Origin of the sequence: Pseudonocardia halophobica (assembly GCF_050948485.1) — a bacterium.
Lineage (GTDB): Bacteria > Actinomycetota > Actinomycetes > Mycobacteriales > Pseudonocardiaceae > Pseudonocardia > Pseudonocardia halophobica.
The window spans coordinates 681,007-699,536 of sequence record NZ_CP192046.1; the positions used below are offsets into that span (position 1 = coordinate 681,007).

Sequence of the window (18,530 nt, forward strand, 5' to 3'; positions counted from 1 at the left end):
CGCGGGCCACGGTTCGCCGCGACCACGGGGACCTGGCAGGCTGGTCCGGCGGGGCGCCGGTCCCGCGGTGTGAAGGAGGGCACGTGACGGATCCGGACGGCCCCGGCGTCCGGCGCCTGCTCGCGACCGCCGACCCCGCGGACTCGCCCCTCGGGGCCCCGGACGGCTGGCCCGCCGAGCTGACCTCGGCCGTCGCCCTCATGCTCGCCTCGCCGCACCCGCTCGCCCTGTTCTGGGGTCGGGAGCACTGCGTCGTCTACAACGACGCGTTCGCCGGTGTCCTCGGCCACCGGCACCCGTGGGCACTCGGCCGGCCCGGCGCGCAGGTGTGGCCGGAGGTGTGGGACCGGATCGGCCCCGCGCTGCGGCACGTCCTCGACACCGGCGAAGCGGTGCAGCACACGGACGACCGCCTGGTACTGGACCGCCCCGGCGGCCCGCGGGAGACGTTCTGGCGCTACGCGTTCAGCCCGGTCCGCGCGGCCGACGGCTCGGTCGCGGGCGTGTTCGACGTGATGTCCGAGAGCACCGCGCAGGTCGTGGCGGCCCGGCGCACCGCGCTGCTCGGCCGGCTGGCGCGGCTGGTGCGGGAGGCCGGCCCGGCCGACCCGGCCGCCGCCCACGTCGCCGCCGCGCTGGTGGACTCGCCGGACGTGCCGTTCGCGCTGCTCGGCGGGGCGGGCGCGCCGGTAGCCGTGGGGGTGGACCCGACGCCGGAGCTGGTCGCGCTGCTGGACCGGGAGGGCCTGGTCACGCTGCCGTCGGGCGGGCAGGCCTGGGCGGCCGGGCTCAGCGGCGGGGTCCGGCTGCTGCTCGGCGCGTCGCCCCTGCAGCCGGCCGACGAGGAGCACCGCGAGTTCCTCGCACTCGTCGCCGGGCACGTGGACGCCGCGCTCGCGGCCGTCCGGGCCGCCGCCGAGGACCGGGAGCGCACCGGCAAGCTGGAGAGCCGCGACCGCAGCCGGACCGAGTTCTTCACCGGCGTCAGCCACGAGTTCCGCACCCCGCTGGCGCTGATCATGGGTCCGCTCGAGCAGCTCCGAGCGGCGGACGACCCGCAGGTCCGGCACGACGCCGACGTGGCGCACCGCAGCGCGCAGCGGATGCTCAAGCTGGTCAACACCCTGCTGGACGTCTCGCGTCTGGAGGAGGGCCACCCCGACGCCGGCTTCACGCCCGTCGACCTCGGCACGCTCACCGGCGAGCTCGCCGCGTTGTTCCGCGCCCCGACCGAGCGCGCCGGCCTGCGGCTGGACGTCGACTGCCCGCCGTCCGAGCGGCCCGCCTGGGTCGACCAGGACATGTGGGAGAAGATCGTCCTCAACCTGCTGAGCAATGCCCTGAAGTTCACCTTCGAGGGCGGCCTGCGGGTGAGCACCCGGATCGAGGACGACCGGTTCGTGCTGCGGATCGCCGACACCGGCACCGGGGTGCCGGCCGCCGAGCTGCCCCGGCTGTTCGACCGCTTCCACCGGGTCCGTGCCGCCCGCGCCCGCTCGCACGAGGGCAGCGGCATCGGGCTGGCCCTGGTCCGCCAGCTCGTCGAGGTGCACGGCGGCACCGTCGACGCGGCCAGCACCCCCGGCGTCGGCAGCACCTTCACCGTGCGGCTGCCGCTCGGCTTCAGCCACCTGCCGGTCGAGAGCATCACCCTCGGGCGGCCCGCGGCCACGCCGCACCCGCGCCCCGAGACGTTCGAGCCGTTCGTCGCCGAGGCCCTGCGCTGGACGCCCGCCCGGCCCGAGGACCGCGGGACGCCGCGGCTGCCGGAGTCCGTCGACCCGCCGCAGGGCCGCGTGCTCGTGGTCGAGGACGACCCCGACATGCGCGAGCACCTGCACCGGCTGCTGAGCGAGAACTGGTCGGTGCACGCCGTGGCGAGCGGTACCGAGGCGCTCGACGTGGCCCGCTCCGACCCTCCGGACCTCGTCGTCGCGGACGTCATGATGCCCGAGCTCGACGGCATCGGTCTGCTCCGCGCGCTGCGCGCCGACGCCCGCACCGCGGGCCTGCCGGTGGTGCTGCTCTCGGCGCGGGCCGGCGAGGAGGCCGCGGTCGAGGGCCTGGCCGCGGGCGCGGACGACTACCTCGTCAAGCCCTTCTCCGCGCGGGAGCTGCTCGCGCGCGTCGCCAACCACCTGCACCTCGGCCGGGTGCGGCGGGCCGCCGAGCTGCGCTTCCGGGCGATGGCCAACTCCACGCCCGCGCTGATCTGGGTCGACGACGCCGGCGGGCACCGCGTGTTCGTCAACCGCGGCTGGCTGGACTTCACCGGGGCGCGGGACGCCGTCGGCGAGCTCGGGCTGGACTGGCGCGAGCGCATCCACCCGGACGACCGCGAGCGGTACCGCTCGGTCGTCGAGGCGGCGACGCGGGCGGGCGCGCCGTTCGAGGTGGAGTACCGGCTGCGGGGCGGCGACGGCCGGTTCCGCTGGGTGCTCGACCGCGGTGCCCCGGTCGGCGCGGCGGGCAGCACGGACGGCGGTCCGGCCGGGCGGCGGGCCGGGTACGTCGGCGGCTGCCTCGACATCGACGCCCGGCACACCGAGCAGCGCCGCCACCAGCTCTACGCGGTCGTCGGCGACGCCCTGGACCGGGAGATCAGCCAGTCCGCGCGGCTGGAGGCGTTCGCCCGGACCGTCGTCGACCAGGGCCTCGGCGACATCGTGCGCGTGTTCACGGACGACGGCGCCGGCCCGGCCCTGCGGATCGTCGCCGCCACCGACCCGGACGTCGAGCGAGAGCTGCGGACCCTGCCCGGCCTGCCCGTGCTGCACCAGCTCGCCGACGTCGACGACCCGGTGCTGCTGCCGCCCGAGCAGCTCGCGGCCGCCTTCGGCGAGACCCCGCCCGAGGACCAGGACGTGTGGCGACGGTCCGGGGCGCACTCCGCGTTGTTCGTCCCGCTCCGGGCCCGCGGCGGGATGCTCGGCATGTTCGCCGTCGCGCGCACGGGCGCCTCTCCGGTGCTCGACGAGTCCGACGCCGTGCTGTTCACCGAGATCGCGCGGCGCGCGGCGGTCGCGGTGGACAACGCGCGGCTGCTGGAGCAGGAACGCGCCAGCAGCACGCGGCTGGGCCTGCTGCACCGCGCGACCGCCGAGATGTCCGCGGCCGCGACCCCCGCCGAGGTCGCCCGGACCGCGACCGGCCACCTGGTGGCGCTGCTCGGGTCCGCGGTGGCCGGGGTGTGGCAGACCCGCGGCCAGGACCTGCAGCTCCTGGCGTTGCAGGGCTGGCAGGGCGAGCCGCCCGCGGAGCTCTCCACCGTCTCCCTCGACGGCGACCACCCGGCGCGCACCGCGCTGCGCACCCGGCAGGCGCTCTGGTTCGAGGACGCCGAGGGCCTGCACAGCGAGCATCCCCCGGCCGCGCAGTGGCTGCGCACCTTCGGGATCGAGGCCGCCTTCTGGGTGCCGCTCGTGGCGGGGGACCGGGACCTCGGCATGATCGCCGTCGGATTCACCGGGCCGCGGGCTGTCACCGACAGCGACCGTGAGGCGACGCTGGCCGTGGCGGAGTTGGCGGCCCAGGCGTTGGACCGCTCGCTGCTGCTGGTCGCCGAGACCGAGGGCCGCCGGCTCGCCGAGCGGCTCGGCGCCGTGGCCACCGCGCTCTCCCGCGCCACCGACCTGGAGTCGGTGGCCGACGTGATCCTCGCCCATGCGCGGTCGGCGATCGGCGCCGAGGCCGTCGTCGTGCTGCTGGTGGACGACGAGGGCCTCCTGCACACCCTGGCCGCCGACGGCTGGGCGGACCAGGACACCGGCCGGATCGTCGAGCACGGCCTGCGGGTGACCTCCGACCACCCGCTGGGCCAGGTGGTGCGGTCGGCCGAGCCGATCTGGGCCGCGGACGGGCAGCCGACGCCGTACCCGGTGCGCACGGCCGTCCCACTGCTGGTCGCAGGCCGTGCGATCGGCGTGATCGGGCTCGGCTTCGGCCGCGACCCGGCCTTCGGGCCGGACGAGCGCGGGCTGGTGCTCACCCTGGCCAGCCAGTGCGCGCAGGCGGTCCAGCGGGCGCGGCTGCACCAGGCCGAGCACGAGGTCGCCGTGACCCTGCAGCGCAGCCTGCTGCCGCAGGAGCTGCCGCAGCTCGAGCGGCTCGCCGTGGCGACCCGGTACAACCCGGGGACCGAGGGCACCGAGGCGGGCGGGGACTGGTTCGACGTGCTCGACCTCGCCGACGGCCGGGTGGCGCTGGTGGTCGGGGACGTCGTTGGGCGCGGGCCGTCGGCCGCCGCCGTCATGGGGCAGCTGCGCAGCGCGCTCGCCGCGAACCTGGTCAACGGCCAGCCGCCGGCCACCGCCCTCGAGCAGCTCGACCTGTTCGCCCGCCGGGTCACTGGCGCCCGGGCCAGCACGGTCGCCTGCGCTGTCGTCGACACGGCGTCGGGGGAGCTGCGCTACGCGTGCGCCGGCCATCCCGCACCGCTGGTCGCCGGCCCGGACGGGGTCCGGCTGCTCGACGGCGGCCGGGGCACCCCGCTCGGCGTCGCGGGCCGCCCGCCGTTCGCGGAGGCCGACGGCCGGATCGAGCCGGGGGAGACGATCCTGCTCTGCTCGGACGGGCTGTTCGAGCGCCGCACCGAGGTGATCGACGACGGCATGGACCGGCTGGTCGCGACCTTCGGCGCGCTGGCCGGGCACCGGCCGTCGGACATGGTCGACGTGCTGCTGGAGCGGATGCTCGACGCGGAGGGCGCCCCGGACGACACCGCCGTGGTGCTGGCCCGGCGGGTGCCCGAGCCCCTGACCCGGTCGATGCCGGCCGACGCCGAGTGCCTGGCCCCGATGCGCCGGGCGATCGCGGAGTGGGCGGCCCGGTGCGGGCTGGGCGAGGACGGCACCACCGACCTGCAGCTCGCCGTGGGGGAGGCGGTGACCAACGCCGTCGAGCACGCCTACACCAACGGCAACAGGCCGGCCGCCGACGCGGTCGAGCTCTCCCTGGAGCTGCAGCCCGAGGGCTCGGTCGCGGTGCGGGTCGTCGACCACGGCCTCTGGCGGCCGCCGCCCGCCGACCCCGGCTACCGGGGGCGCGGGCTCGCGCTGATCCGCGAGCTGGCCGAGGACGTCGAGGTCCTCCCGGCCGACGACGGCACCGAGGTCTGGTTCCGGCTGCCGGCGCTGCCCGTGGAGGTGGTCCCGCGGCTGCCCGGCGGGGCGGCCGACCGGCCCGCCGAGCCCGCGCATACCGACGGCGGCCCGGCCGTCACCCGGCTGCGGCGGTGGGCGGACCAGCACACGGTGCGCGTGCACGTGGAGGGGGACCTCGACCTCGCGGGCGTCGCCGCGGTGCGCTCGGACCTGCTCGCCGAGCTGGACCGCGGCGGGCCGCTCACCCTCACCCTGGCCGCGGACTCGTACGTCTCCAGCTCGGGGATCGCGCTGCTCTCCGAGCTGGCGCAGCGTGCGCGGTCCGGCGGCACGGAGTTGAGCGTGGTCACACCCTCGGACAGCCCGGCACGCCGGATCCTGGTCCTCGCGGGGCTGGACACCCTGATCGGCGCGGTCCCGGACCCCCTGAGCGGGCGCAACGGGCGCTGACCGGACATTCGGGTCCGGGTCCCGGGCGCTGGGAGCGGATTTCCGTCCGGAGCGCCGGGTGTGCTGGAATCATCGACGTGATGCCCGCGTGGAACCTCGGCCCCATCTGGGAGAGCCGCCGCGGGCACGTGTTCGACGAGTGCTGTCAGGGATGCCACAGCTCGAGCTGACCCAGGCCCCCTGCTCGCGTCGTCCCCTACTGGAGTACCTCGTGCTCGCGCACGCCCGCACCGTGTCCCGTGCGGCGGTCCGCACCGCCGCCCCCACCCCGCTCGACCTCTCCGACCTCAGCGCGCTGACCCGCCGGTACGTCGAAGAGGTCCGCCTCGGCCGGCACGCGGTGCACGTCGATCCCGTGCACCGCTGGTCCCGCCGGCTGCACAGCGACGACGTCGTGGACGTCTGGCTGATCAGCTGGGCCCGGGAGCAGATCGCCGAGCTGCACGACCACGCCGGCTCGCTCGGCGCGCTCACCGTGGTCTCCGGTGACCTCGTCGAGCAGCGCTGGGTCGCCGGCGAGGGGCTGCGGGCCCGTACGTTGCGGGCGGGGCGCGGCGCCGCCTTCCCGCTCGGCCACGTGCACGACGTCGCCAACCACCTCGAGTCGCCCGCGGTCAGCGTGCACGCGTACTCGCCGCCGCTGACCGCGATGAGCTACTACGAGGTCGCGTCGGGCCCGGGCGGGGAGTTCCTGCGCCGCACCCGCACGGAGCTGACGGACGAACCGGAGAAGGTGGGGGCATGACCCGCTCGATCGCCGACGTGCTGGCCGAGGCGCGGGCCCGGCTGGACCGCGTGGGCCCGCAGGAGGCCGCCGCGCTGCTGCGCGAGGGCGCGCGCCTGGTCGACACCCGCCCGCAGTGGCAGCGCGACGAGGAGGGCTCCTTCGCCGACGCGCTGGTCATCGAGCGCAACCACCTGGAGTGGCGGCTCGACCCGGCCTCCGACGCGCGCATCCCCGAGGCCGTCGACCACGCCGTCACCTGGATCGTGGCCTGCTCCGAGGGCTACAGCTCCAGCCTCGCCGCCGCCTCCCTGAAGGACCTGGGCCTGCACAACGCCACCGACCTCGACGGCGGGTTCCGGGCCTGGAAGGCGGCCGGCCTCCCCACCCGCTGAACGCGAGTCGGTGAGGACGCGGTATCACCGTCGTACCATCGCCTCATGGCGATGACCGTCCGGTTCACCGAGGACGAGACCGAGGCCCTGCGCGCCGCAGCAGAGGCCGAGGGCATCTCGATGAACGACTACGCACGCCGGGCGGTACGTGAGCAGATCGCGCGCCGAGCGCACAAGGCCCGGGTCGCGGCATCCGCCGAGGCCGGGGCCGAACGCTACGCGGAGGCCTTGCACCGCCTCGGCACCCTGTGAGCGGTCCGGGAAGACCGGAGACCGTCCACCTGGATCTCGACGATCTGCTGGAGATCGCCCGCTGGGCCGTCGGCGGCGAGCCGCAGGTCCGTGACCACGGCCTGCTGGCCTCCGCAGCGGCCCGCCCGCAGACCACGGTGTTCGGCGCCGACGCCTATCCGTCCGTGCTCGAGAAGGCAGCCGCCCTGTGCGAGTCGCTGACCCGCAACCACGGGCTGGTCGACGGCAACGAGCGACTGGCGTGGCTCGCGACCTGGGTCTTCTGCGATCTGAACGAGATCCGGCTCGTCGCTACGCAGGACGAGATCGTCGACCTCATCGTGGACGTCGCCGAGGGCTCCCTGCCCGAGCTCCGGCAGATCGTCGACCGCCTGGCCGGGTACCTCCCCACCGCGCCGGCGCCGCGGCGAGTAGCCCTTTCGCACCTCCGGTCCGCTCAGTCGGCGAGGCCGGCGTAGGTGTCGCGCAGCTCGCGCTTGAGGATCTTGCCGCTGGGGTTCTTGGGCAGCTCGTCGACGACCACCACGTACTTGGGCGCCTTGAACCCGGCGAGGCGTTCCCGGGTGTGGGCGACGATCTCGGCCGGCTCGGCGGTGGCGCCCTCCCGCAGCACGACGGCGGCGGCGACGGCCTCGATCCACTCCGGGTGCTTCACCCCGAACACCGCGACCTCGCTGACCGCGGGGTGCTCGTAGATCGCGTCCTCGACCTCGCGGCTCGCGACGTTCTCGCCGCCGGTGATGATGATGTCCTTCTTGCGGTCGACGATCGTGAGGTAGCCGTCGGCGTCCATCACCCCGAGGTCGCCGCTGTGGAACCAGCCGTTCCGGAAGGCCTCGGCGGTCGCCTCCGGCTTGCCCCAGTACCCGCGCATGGCGTGCGGGGTGCGGTGCACGATCTCGCCGACCTGGCCGACGGACACCGGGTTGTCCTCGTCGTCGTGCAGCCGGGTCTCGACGTTCAGGCTCGCGCGCCCCGCCGTGCCCGCCTTCGCGATCTGCTCCTCCGGGAACAGCACGGTGGCGTTGGGTGCCAGCTCGGTCTGGCCGTAGTAGTTGAACAGCCGGATCGCGGGCAGCCGCTCGCCGAGCTCCTTCAGCACGGCGACGGGCATGATCGCCGCGCCGTAGTAGCCCTTGCGCAGCGAGCCCAGGTCGTAGCGGTCGAAGTCGGGGGAGCGCAGCAGCCGGATCCACACCGTCGGCGGGCAGAACATCTTGGTGATCTTCTCGGCCTCGACCGTGCGCAGGATCGTCCCCGGATCCGGCGAGTCGACGATCACGCTGGTCGCGCCCAGGTAGACGTCCGGCGTGAGGAAGTCGTGCAGCGCCGCGCAGTGGTAGAGCGGCAGGGCGTGCAGCTCGACGTCGTCGCGGTGGTACTCGCCGTCGACGATGTCCGAGACGTACTGGGCGATCAGGTTCCGGCTGGTCATGATCGCGCCCTTGGGAGCCGACGTGGTGCCGCTGGTGTAGAGCAGCTGGACCGGGTCGTCGTCGCCGATCTCGACGTCGGGCTCGGTGGCGTCGGAATGCGCGAGCAACTCGTCGAAGCCCACCCAATGGTCCCGCGTACCCACCACGACCTGCAGCTCGACCGGCACCCCGGCCTCCTCGAAGGTCGGCGCGAGCCGTTCGGACACGATCGCTGCACGAGCCCCGCTGTCCTCCAGCGCGTACCGCACCTCGCCCGCGGTGAAGTTGAAGTTGACCGGCACGGAGATCGCGCCGATCCGGGCCAGCGCGAAGTAGGCGACGACGAAGGCGTACGAGTTGTGCGACAGGATCGCCACCCGCCGGTTCCGCCGTACGCCCCGCGCGGCCAGGGCGTTCGCCACCCGGTTGGCGTCGGCGTCGAGCTCGGCGAAGGTCCGCCGGGTGTCGCGGTGGACCACCGCGAGCTTGTCGGGGTACTTCTTCGCCGTGCGGGCCAGGAGCGAGCCGATGCTCTGCCGCCGCGCCCGCGCGATCTCCGCGGTGTACGGCGGGAGGTAGCGGTCGAGGTCGTCGTCGGTCATGTGCAGGGCCTCCTCGTCGAGCCGTCCGGTGATCAGTAGACCCCGCCCGGCCGCCTCGGGTCGACACCCCTCGTGAGTGGCGATCGCTGCCGGAGCGACCATCGCCACTCACGAGTCAGGAGAACGCGCCGATCCCCGTGATCTCCTTGCCGACGATCAGCGTCTGCATGGTCTCGGTGCCCTCGAAGGTGTGCACCGCCTCGATGTCCGCCCAGTGCCGGGCGACGTGGTGCTCGAGCAGGATCCCGTTGCCGCCCAGCAGGTCCCGCGCGGTGCCGAGGATCCGGCGGGCGGTGCGGGTGTTGTTCATCTTGGCCAGGCCGGCGACGGTCGGGGACAGCCGTCCGGCCTCGGCGAGCCGGCCGATCTGCATGCAGTACAGCTGCATGCCGGTGAGGTCGGCCAGCATCTGGACCAGCTTCTCCTGCACGATCTGGAACGCGGCCAGCGGCTTGCCGAACTGGGTGCGCTCCTTGGCGTAGCGGAGCGCGGCGTCGTAGCCCGCGGTCGCGTGGCCGAGGGCCATCCAGGCGCAGAGCCCCCGCGTGGACGCGAGGACGGCGGCGCAGTCGGCGAAGCTGCGGGCCTCCGTGAGCCGGTTCTCCTCGGGCACCCGGACGCCGGTGAGCGTGAGGTCGGCCTGCCAGACCGAGCGCACGGACACCTTGCCGCCGATCACGGTGGCCTCGTAGCCCTCGGTCGGGGTCTCCACGACGAAGCCCTTGACCTCGCCGTCGGCCTCGTCCCGGGCCCACACGACGACGAGGTCGGCGATGGTGCCGTTGCCGATCCAGCGCTTGCGGCCGTCGAGCACCCAGTGGTCGCCGTCCCGGCGCGCGGTGGTCTCCAGCGCGACCGAGTCCGACCCGTGCTCCGGCTCGGTGAGCGCGAACGCGCCCAGCCGCTGCATCGTGGACATCGACGGCAGCCAGCGCTGCTTCTGCTCCTCGCCGCCGCACATCGCGATCGACTGCATCGCCAGCCCGGCGTGCACGCCGAGGAAGGTGCCCAGCGAGCCGTCGCCGCGGTGCAGCTCCATGTGGACGAGCCCGCAGGCCAACGGGCTCATCGCGGCCGCGCCGTAGCCGGTGATCGTCTCGCCGACGATGCCCAGCTCGGGCAGCCTGCGGAAGAGGTGCCACGGCAGCTCGCCGCGCTCCCAGTACCCGCCGATCTCCGGCAGCACCTCGGCGTCGACGAACTTGCGGACGGCGGCGAACCGCTCCCACTGCTCGTCCGTGAACTGCTCGCGGACCGAGAAGAAGTCCGTACCCAGCGCCTCGCCGAGGTGGGCGTACTGCGGCTCCATGCGATCACCTTGCCCTGTCCGCCGCCGCGCGGCACCTCGAACGTCACAGCTCGTCGAGCGCCTTCTGGATCCGCTTGATCGAGACGGGGTACCGGGTCCTCATGGGATGGGCGTAGAGGCTCACCCGCAGCTCCTCGATCATCCACCGCACCTCGACCAGGCCCGCGGGGGGATCGACGCCCGCGGGCAGGGCGGCGATCTCGTCCGCGTACTCGTCGGCGACGACGTGGACCTGCGCGGTCCACTCGGCGTCGCGGGCCGGGTCGGTGCGGAGCTTGTCGATCCGGATCCCGACGGCCTGCAGGTACCGGGCGACGTCGGCGAGCCGGTTCGCCCCCGCCGCGGTCGCGAAGCCCGGGCCGACGAGGCCGTCGAGCTGCGCGCGGATGTCCGCCACGCCCTCGCGCGTGGTGGGCGAGCGCAGCTCGGCGAGCGCCGCCTGCACCGGGTGCCAGCGGTCCAGCACCCCGCGCACGGCCCGCAGCACCTGCATCGTGGTGCCGCCGAGGTGCTGGGCGAATACGCCCCGGAGCCGCTCGAACCCGGCTGCGTCCCAGCACGGGCCGCCGGCGCGGGCGATCAGGTGGTCGGCCGCGCAGGTCACGCAGTCCTCGAGCAGGGCGTCGACGCTGCCGTGCGGATTGCGCGAGAGCGTCAGCTTGGCCTTGTTGTCCAGCCCGCGCTGCACCTGCTTGGTCGGCGAGGGTGTGGCGAGCAGCAGCAGCCGCCGGACGCCGCGGCGGTGCGCGGCGTCCCGCTCGGCGGCGGTGGCGAACACCCGGATATCGACGGAACTGCCGCGGTCGACCAGCCCGGGGAAGCCGGTCACGACGTGCGTGCCGCGGCGGATGGGCAGCTCGCGGGGGAGCTCGCCGCCGGACCCGATGTCACCGGTCCACGTGGTGAGCCCGGTCCGCTCCACGTCGCGGCCCGCGGCGGCGATCTCCTGCCGGACCTGGGGGGCGAGCTGCGCGCGCAGGGCCTCGAGGTCCGTGCCCCGGGCCAGCTCGCGACCCTTCTCGTCGACGACCCGGAACGTGACGACGAGGTGCTCGGGCAGCCGGTCCAGCTCCCAGTCGTCCCGGCCGATGCGCACGTTGCGCATCCGCCCGAGCTCGCGCTCCAGCGCGTCGAGCAGCGGCTCGTCCCCGGCGCGCACCCGGGCGAGCACGGCCCTCGCGTGGTCGGGGGCGGGGGAGAAGTTGCGGCGCAGGGTCTTCGGCAGCGTCTTGATCAGCGCCGTGACGAGCTCCTCGCGCAGCCCGGGGACCTGCCAGGTGAACGGCGTCGGGTCGACCTGGTGCAGCGCGGCCACCGGGACGTCGACGGTCACGCCGTCCGTGTGGTGCCCGGGCTCGAACGCGTACGACAGCGGCAGGGTGAGGCCGCCGGCGGCGACGTGGTCGGGGTAGGCGGAGCGGTCGACGCCGCGCGCGGCCTCGGTCTCCAGCATCCCGACGGTGAAGTCGAGCAGGTCCGGGTTCCGTTTCGACTCCTTCTTCCACCAGGAGTCGAAGTGCCGGCCCGACACCACGGACGCCGGCACCCGCCGGTCGTAGAAGTCGAACAGCGTGTCCTCGTCGACCACGAGGTCGCGGCGGCGGGCGCGGTGCTCGAGCTCCTCGGCATCGTCGAGCAGCTCGCGGTTGGCGTGGAAGAAGCGGTGCCGGGTCTCCCAGTCGCCCTCGACGAGCGCGTGCCGCAGGAACAGGTCGCGCGACACCTCGGGGTCGATGCGGCCGAACTCCACGCTCCGGTCGGCGATGACGGGGATGCCGTGCAGCGTCACGCGCTCGGTCGCGACGGCGCTCGCGCGCTTGCGCGACCAGTGCGGCTCCGAATAGGTCCTCTTGACGAGATGCCCGGCGAGCGGCTCGATCCACTCCGGCTCGATCCGCGCGACGGTCCGCGCCCACAGCCGGGAGGTCTCGACGAGCTCGGCCGCCATCACCCAGCGCGGCGGCTTCTTGGCCAGCGCCGAGCCGGGCCAGATCGCGAACCGCGCGTTGCGGGCGCCGAGGTAGTCCCGGGCGCCGCGGCGCTCCTTCGGATCCCGCTGCTTCTTGTCGGTCTCCTCCAGCAGCCCCACCTGGGACAGCAGGCCGGAGAGCAACGCCTGGTGGATCCGGTCCGGATCGGCGGGCGAGTCGTTGGCGGTCATCCCGGCCGAGCGCGCGGCCTGCCGGAGCTGGCCATGCAGGTCCCACCACTCGCGGATGCGCAGGTAGTGCAGGAACTCCTCGCGCAGCGTGCGGCGGAACCGGTTGCCGGACAGCGCCTCCCGCTGGTCCGCGAGGTACTGCCAGAGCGTGACGAACGCGAGGAAGTCCGAGCCCTCCACGCGGAAGCGGTTGTGCTGCTCGTCGGCGGCCTGGCGCTGCTCGGTCGGCCGCTCGCGCGGGTCCTGCACCGACAGCGCCGCGGCGATCACCAGGACCTCGGTGAGGCAGCCGGTCCGGTTGGCCTCCACCAGCATCCGGCCGAGGCGGGGGTCGACGGGCAGCCGGGCGAGGGCCTGGCCCACCGCGGTCAGGGCGCCGTGGTCGACCGCACCCAGCTCGTGCAGCAGGGCGAGGCCGTCGGCGACGTCGCGCTTGTCCGGCGGCTCCACGAACGGGAACTCGGAGATCTCCCCGAGGTCCAGCGCGATCATCTGCAGCACGACGGACGCCAGGTTGGTCCGCAGGATCTCCGGGTCGGTGAACTCGGGGCGCGCGTCGAAGTCGTCCTCGGCGTAGAGCCGGATGCAGATGCCGTCGCTCGTGCGGCCGCAGCGCCCCGCGCGCTGGTTGGCGCTGGCCTGCGAGACCTTCTCGATCGGCAGCCGCTGCACCTTGAGCCGCCGCGAGTAGCGGGAGATGCGGGCCGTGCCGGTGTCGATCACGTACTTGATGCCGGGGACCGTCAGCGAGGTCTCGGCGACGTTCGTGGCCAGCACGATCCGGTTGCCGGGGTGCGGGGCGAAGACGCGCTGCTGCTCGGCGGTGGTCAGCCGGGCGTAGAGCGGCAGGATCTCGGTGTTGCGGAAGTTCCTGCGCGTCAACGCGTCCGCGGTGTCGCGGATCTCCCGCTCGCCGGGCAGGAACACGAGGACGTCGCCGGGGCCCTCGCGCTGCAGCTCGGTGACGGCGTCGCCGATCGCGTCGATCTCATCGCGGTCCGGGTCGGCGTCGGGGTCGTCCGGGTCGACGACGGGCCGGTACCGGACCTCCACGGGGTAGGAGCGGCCGGACACCTCGACGATCGGGGCCGGGTTGCCGGCCGCGCCGAAGTGCCGGGAGAAGCGCTCGGGGTCGATGGTCGCCGAGGTGATGATCACCTTGAGATCGGGACGCCGGGGCAGCAGCTGGGTGAGGTAGCCCAGGATGAAGTCGATGTTGAGGCTGCGCTCGTGCGCCTCGTCGATGATCAGCGTGTCGTACTGCAGCAGGTCCCGGTCGCCCGCGAGCTCGGCGAGCAGGATGCCGTCCGTCATCAGCTTGACCATGGTGCGGTCGCCCACCTGGTCGGTGAACCGCACCTTCCAGCCGACGACGTCGCCCAGCTCGGTGCCGAGCTCCTCGGCGATGCGGGCGGCGACCGTGCGCGCGGCGAGCCGCCGCGGCTGGGTGTGGCCGATCGTGCCGGTGACGCCGCGCCCCAGCTCGAGGCAGATCTTGGGCAGCTGCGTGGTCTTCCCGGAGCCCGTCTCACCGGCGATGATCACGACCTGGTGGTCGCGGATCGCGGCGGCGATGTCCTCGCGGCGCGCGCTGACGGGCAGGGCGGGCGGGTAGGCGATCCGGGGCACCGCGGCGCGGCGGCGCTCGAGGCGGTGCTCGGCCGCGGCGACGGCGTCGGCCACGGCCTGCTGGGCGGTGCCGTCGCCGGAGCGGCGGGCGCCGCGGAACCGGCGGGTCAGGCGGGCCGCGTCGTGCGGGCCCAGCTCGCCGATCCGGCGTTCGACGTCGGCGAGGACCTCCGCGGGCAACGCCGGCGTGGCGGGTTCGGTCCGTTCCGGGCGCGGACCGCGCCGGCGGCCGTTCCCGGAGTCACGGCCGGGCTCACGGCCCGAGTCACGGCCGGACTCGCGGGCGCCGTCACGGCGCTCGTCGGCGGGGCGGCCGTCGGACCGGCCGTCGGTCCGGCCGTCGGTCCGGCCGTCGGGAGGAGCGCTGGCGGGGCCGGGCGCGTTCCCCCGCCTCTCGGCGGGTGCGCTCCGGCCCCGGGACCCGCGCCGGCGGGGTGGACGGCGGCGGGTCCGGTCGCCGCTCTCCGGGGCCGCAGCGCTGCCGTTCTGGGGCGCTGCCGCGGCCTGCGGGGCGGCGGGTCCGGTCGCTGTGGTGGGAGGCGGACCGGACGGGAGGGGAACGTCGGTGCGTGCGGAGGGATCGCCCGCGCGCGCAGCCGTGTTCCCGGTGGCTCGGATGGAGGTCATCGTTGTGCAAGTCTGCCTGTCGGGGGCGAGGACCGCGCCCGGCGGGCACGTGGTGCAACGGGCCGGCCGGAGGATCTGTTCCGGCGGGCGGTGTGGATCACACCCGCGTCCGGCCCAGTGTGGCGGACGCGACGGATCGGCGCGACGGGATTGCGCGCGTCCCCGTCAGGCCGAGCGCAGGGCCGGGGTGATCTCCTCGGCCACCGGCTCGTCCGCGGCGGGGTGCTCGACGAGCGCGATCACGCGGCCGGACAGGAAGCGCGCGGTGCGCACGGCGGTGCCCCCGCGGGTGACCTCGCTGACCTCGACGGTCCCGCGGGTCTGCGCGATGTCGACGCGACGCCCGGCACGGGTCGCCTCGACCTCGTAGGTCTTGGTGGTGCCGCTGCCGGCGTCGACCACGATCTCGACGCGGTCGCCCTTCATGGCGTGCTCCTCGAGCGAAGTAGGGATGGGAAGGCCCGGACCGGACGGCCGGTCGCCTCTCGGCGCGTGGCCGCTCGCAGCGGCGGATGGTTGAGACCCGGGGACACGGTGTCCGCCCGATCCGGACGCTTCTTCCAACCCACGCCGGCAGGGAGGTATTCCCTGGTCGACGATGGGGTCCGAGCCGGACGCAGGTCGCCTCGCGGCGAGTGGCGCACCGCGGCTCCAGCCGTACGGTATTCCGCGGCGGCGTTTATCTGTTGCGGCCCGGGGACACTGCTCGCCCGGCTCGGACATGGGGTTCCAACGGGCGGGCCCCGTGGATGATTCCCGGATCCGGGGGGTGTCGTGGGGTCACGTTCCGGATCCGGCCGTCTACGGTCTGCTCACAGGGCGTCGACGATCCCGTCGTTGTACGGCGTCCACGCCTCGACGGCCCACTCGCCGAACTTCCGGTCGGTGAGGACCACGCACGCCGCGCCGGCGTCGGGGTCGACCCACAGGAAGGTGCCGGACTGGCCGAAGTGCCCGAATGTGCGCGGCGAGTTGCGGGTGCCGGTCCAGTGCGGGCTCTTGCCGTCCCGGATCTCGAAGCCGGCTCCCCAGTCGTTGGGACGCTGCGAGCCGTACCCGGGCAGCACGCCGTTGAGGCCGGGGAAGACGACCTGGCTGGCCTCGGCGAAGGTCGCGGGCGCGACCAGCGTGGGGGCCTGCAGCTCGGCGGCGAAGCGGGCCATGTCCGCGGCGGTGGAGAACGCGCCGGACCCGGCCGGGCCGCGCAGCTCGGTCGCGTCGAGCCCGAGCGGGGCGAGCACGGCCTCGCGCAGGTACTCCGGGAACTCGATACCGCTGGCCTTGGCGATCGCGTCGCCGAGCACCGTGAACCCGGCGTTGGAGTAGATCCGCCGGGTGCCCGGCTTCGCCTGGACGTCGTCGGAGTCGAAGGCGAGGCCGGAGGTGTGGGCGGCGAGGTGCCGGATCGTGGAGCCCTCGGGCCCGGCCGGGTCGTCCCACTCGATCGCGCCCTCCTCGACCGCGATGAGCACGGCGTAGGCGGAGAGCAGCTTGGTCACCGAGGCGAGCCGGAACTCCCGGTCGAGGTCGCCCGCCGTCGCCCGGACCTCCCCGTCGGCGCCCACCACCGCGGCGGCGACGTGGTCGACGGGCCAGTCCAGGACGGCGCGCGTGGCGCGGGCGAGATCCACGGGTCGAGCCTAGTTGGCGCTACTCGAAATAGTGGGGCACGTCGACCGCCCCGCCCTGCGCCTCGAACTCGGCGTGCACCGCCTCGCGCAGTGCGGGGTCGGCGAGGTAGTCCAGGGCGGTCAGGGCGAGCCCGAGGGCCCCGTCGCGGACCCCGGCGTCGCCGCCCGGGCCGCCCGCCGCCTCGGCGAACTCGAGGGTGTGCAGCGAGTCCGTGGGTCTCGAGATCGCGAGCATCGGGTGGATGGCGGGCATCCGGTAGCTCAGGTTCCCCAGGTCGGTCGAGCCGGTGAGGAACTCCGGCACCACCCCCGGCGCGAGCGACGACCGGCCGCACTCCCGCTGGTTGACCGCCCACCGCCCGGCGAGGGTGCGGTTGTGCCGGATCGGCAGGTAGGCGGGCTTCTCGTCCCAGGTCAGCTCGACGCCGCAGCCGTGCATCAGGGCGGCGCCCTCGGCGATCGCGGTGAGCCGCGCCGCCAGGTCCCGCAACGTGTCCGGCTCCGTCGAGCGCACGTAGAACATCAGCGCCGCCCGGTCCGGGACGACGTTGGGGCGCGCCCCGCCGTCCGTGAACACCCCGTGCAGCCGGTCGCCGGGCGGCAGGTGCTGGCGCAGCGCCGCGACCCCGCTGTAGGCGGCGACGGCCGCGTCGAGGGCGTTGCGGCCCATGAACGGCTGGGCCGCCGCGTGCGCCGCCACCCCGTGGAACACCATCTCGACCTGGCGGCGGCCGAGGAACGGGTGCATGGCGATGTCGTGCGAGAAGGGGTGCAGCATCACGACGGCATCGACGTCGTCGAACAGTCCCGCCCGCGCCATCGTCTCCTTGCCGCCCCCGCCCTCCTCGGCGGGCGTGCCGAACAGGGTGACCCGGCCCGGCGCCCGGCCGGCCAGCGCGAGGTAGGCGCCGACCGCCGTCGTGCAGATGACGTTGTGGCCGCAGCCGTGCCCGATCCCCGGCAGCGCGTCGTACTCGGCGAGGATGCCGACGTGCGGGCCGTCGTTCCCGACGCCGACCCGCAGCGCCGTCTCCAGTCCGCCGACGCCGAGCTCGGGCTCGTGCCCGTGCCGCTTCAGCAGGTCGGCGACGGCGGCGACGGAGCGGTGCTCGTCGAACGAGGTCTCGGGGTGGGCGTGCAGGTCGCGGCTGAGCGCCACCAGCTCGTCGCCGAGCTCGACGACGGCGTCGGCCACCGGCTCGCGGAGCTCGGCGGGGGCGCCGGCGTGGTCCGAGTCCAGTGGTTCGGCGTCGGCGACCGCCCGCTCGGTCGCGGCCACCAGCGCGCGGAGGTAGCCGTCGTCGGGCCGGACGGGTTCGCTGCGCACCTGCCGCACCCTAGGCCAGGATGACCACGTGGCGGAGGTGCGCACCGGGACGTCGGGCTGGCGGTACCCGCCGTGGCGCGGCGTGTTCTACCCCAAGGGCCTCGCCCAGCGCCGCGAGCTGGAGTACCTGTCCCGCGCGGTGGCGTCGATCGAGATCAACGGCTCCTTCTACTCGCTGCAGCGGCCGGAGAGCTGGGTGAGCTGGCGCGAGGAGACGCCGCCGGACTTCCTGTTCGCGGTCAAGGGACCGCGGTTCGTCACCCATCTGAAGCAGCTCCGCGAGGTCCGCACCCCGGTGGCCAACTTCTTCGCCTCCGGGGTGCTGGCGCTGGGCCCCAAGCTCGGGCCGGTGCTGTGGCAGCTGCCGCCGCGGATGCGCTTCGACGCCGACCGGATGCGGGCCTTCCTGGAGCTGCTGCCGCACTCGACCGGCGCCGCAGCTGACCTTGCGAAGGAACACGACGAGCGCCTCGAGGGCCGCAACCTGCTCGAGACGGACGCGGACCGCCGGCTGCGGCACGCCGTGGAGGTCCGGCACGAGAGCTTCCGCGACCCGGCCTTCCTCGCCCTGCTGCGGGAGCACGACGTCGCGCTCGTGGTCGCGGACACCGCCGGGAAGTGGCCCTTCCTCACCGACGTGACCGCCGACCACGTCTACGTCCGGCTGCACGGCGACCAGGAGCTCTACGTCAGCGGCTACACCCCGGAGGCCCTGGACGTGTGGGCCGAGCGGATCCGCGGCTGGCGCGCCGCGGGCCTCGACGTGGTCGTCTACTTCGACAACGACGTCAAGGTCCACGCCCCCTTCGACGCGATCTCCCTGGCCGACCGACTCCGTGAATGAAACTGCCCCTGGTGGGGCGGACGGACGACTACTTCGTCGGAGTGACGAGGTGGCCGAGCGAT

At 74.5% G+C, this 18,530-nt stretch carries 12 protein-coding genes; 6 read left to right on the forward strand and 6 right to left on the reverse strand.

The window, feature by feature from the left end; all coding sequences use genetic code 11:
- The first annotated feature begins 83 nt into the window (after positions 1–83).
- From ACQP04_RS03315 to ACQP04_RS03335, 5 genes are all read left to right on the forward strand, one after another.
- Positions 84–5,552: a SpoIIE family protein phosphatase gene (locus tag ACQP04_RS03315; protein ID WP_433505606.1), complete on the forward strand. Its 5,469-nt coding sequence runs from the start codon at positions 84–86 to the stop codon at positions 5,550–5,552.
- A gap of 151 nt (positions 5,553–5,703) precedes the next feature.
- The gene (locus ACQP04_RS03320) at positions 5,704–6,297 is read left to right on the forward strand and encodes a cysteine dioxygenase (protein WP_433505607.1); all 594 of its coding nucleotides are present in this window, start codon (positions 5,704–5,706) and stop codon (positions 6,295–6,297) included.
- Complete coding sequence (locus ACQP04_RS03325) at positions 6,294–6,671, forward strand: rhodanese-like domain-containing protein (protein ID WP_433505608.1); 378 nt, start codon at positions 6,294–6,296, stop codon at positions 6,669–6,671. Before ACQP04_RS03320 ends, ACQP04_RS03325 begins: the two co-directional genes overlap by 4 nt.
- Positions 6,672–6,716: 45 nt before the next feature.
- Positions 6,717–6,923: a DUF6290 family protein gene (locus tag ACQP04_RS03330; protein ID WP_433505609.1), complete on the forward strand. Its 207-nt coding sequence runs from the start codon at positions 6,717–6,719 to the stop codon at positions 6,921–6,923.
- The gene (locus ACQP04_RS03335; protein ID WP_433505610.1) at positions 6,920–7,381 is read left to right on the forward strand and encodes a type II toxin-antitoxin system death-on-curing family toxin; all 462 of its coding nucleotides are present in this window, start codon (positions 6,920–6,922) and stop codon (positions 7,379–7,381) included. The genes ACQP04_RS03330 and ACQP04_RS03335 overlap by 4 nt, the downstream gene beginning before the upstream one ends.
- On the opposite strand, the gene ACQP04_RS03340 is transcribed toward ACQP04_RS03335, so the two are convergent.
- The 6 genes from ACQP04_RS03340 to ACQP04_RS03365 form a co-directional block, all read right to left on the reverse strand.
- On the reverse strand, positions 7,360–8,940 hold the full coding sequence (locus ACQP04_RS03340) for a fatty acyl-CoA synthetase (RefSeq protein ID WP_433505611.1): 1,581 nt from the start codon (positions 8,938–8,940) through the stop codon (positions 7,360–7,362). The two genes, ACQP04_RS03335 and ACQP04_RS03340, sit on opposite strands and share 22 nt — an antisense overlap.
- Positions 8,941–9,055: 115 nt before the next feature.
- Positions 9,056–10,249, reverse strand: a complete 1,194-nt coding sequence (locus ACQP04_RS03345) for an acyl-CoA dehydrogenase family protein (protein ID WP_433505612.1) — start codon at positions 10,247–10,249, stop codon at positions 9,056–9,058.
- 43 nt (positions 10,250–10,292) lie between these two features.
- Positions 10,293–14,666, reverse strand: a complete 4,374-nt coding sequence (gene hrpA / locus ACQP04_RS03350; protein ID WP_433505613.1) for an ATP-dependent RNA helicase HrpA — start codon at positions 14,664–14,666, stop codon at positions 10,293–10,295.
- Positions 14,667–14,831: 165 nt separating this feature from the next.
- On the reverse strand, positions 14,832–15,092 hold the full coding sequence (locus ACQP04_RS03355) for a hypothetical protein (protein ID WP_358203911.1): 261 nt from the start codon (positions 15,090–15,092) through the stop codon (positions 14,832–14,834).
- Positions 15,093–15,478: 386 nt separating this feature from the next.
- Positions 15,479–16,297, reverse strand: a complete 819-nt coding sequence (locus ACQP04_RS03360; RefSeq protein WP_433505614.1) for a serine hydrolase domain-containing protein — start codon at positions 16,295–16,297, stop codon at positions 15,479–15,481.
- A 19-nt stretch (positions 16,298–16,316) separates the two neighbouring features.
- Positions 16,317–17,624, reverse strand: coding sequence for a M20 family metallopeptidase (locus ACQP04_RS03365; protein WP_433505615.1), 1,308 nt, complete (start codon positions 17,622–17,624; stop codon positions 16,317–16,319).
- A gap of 28 nt (positions 17,625–17,652) precedes the next feature.
- On the opposite strand from ACQP04_RS03365, the gene ACQP04_RS03370 reads away from it, so the two are divergent.
- Positions 17,653–18,468 carry a DUF72 domain-containing protein gene (locus ACQP04_RS03370; RefSeq protein ID WP_433505616.1) on the forward strand — a complete coding sequence of 272 codons (816 nt, stop codon included), beginning with the start codon at positions 17,653–17,655 and terminating at the stop codon, positions 18,466–18,468.
- Positions 18,469–18,530 lie beyond the last annotated feature (62 nt).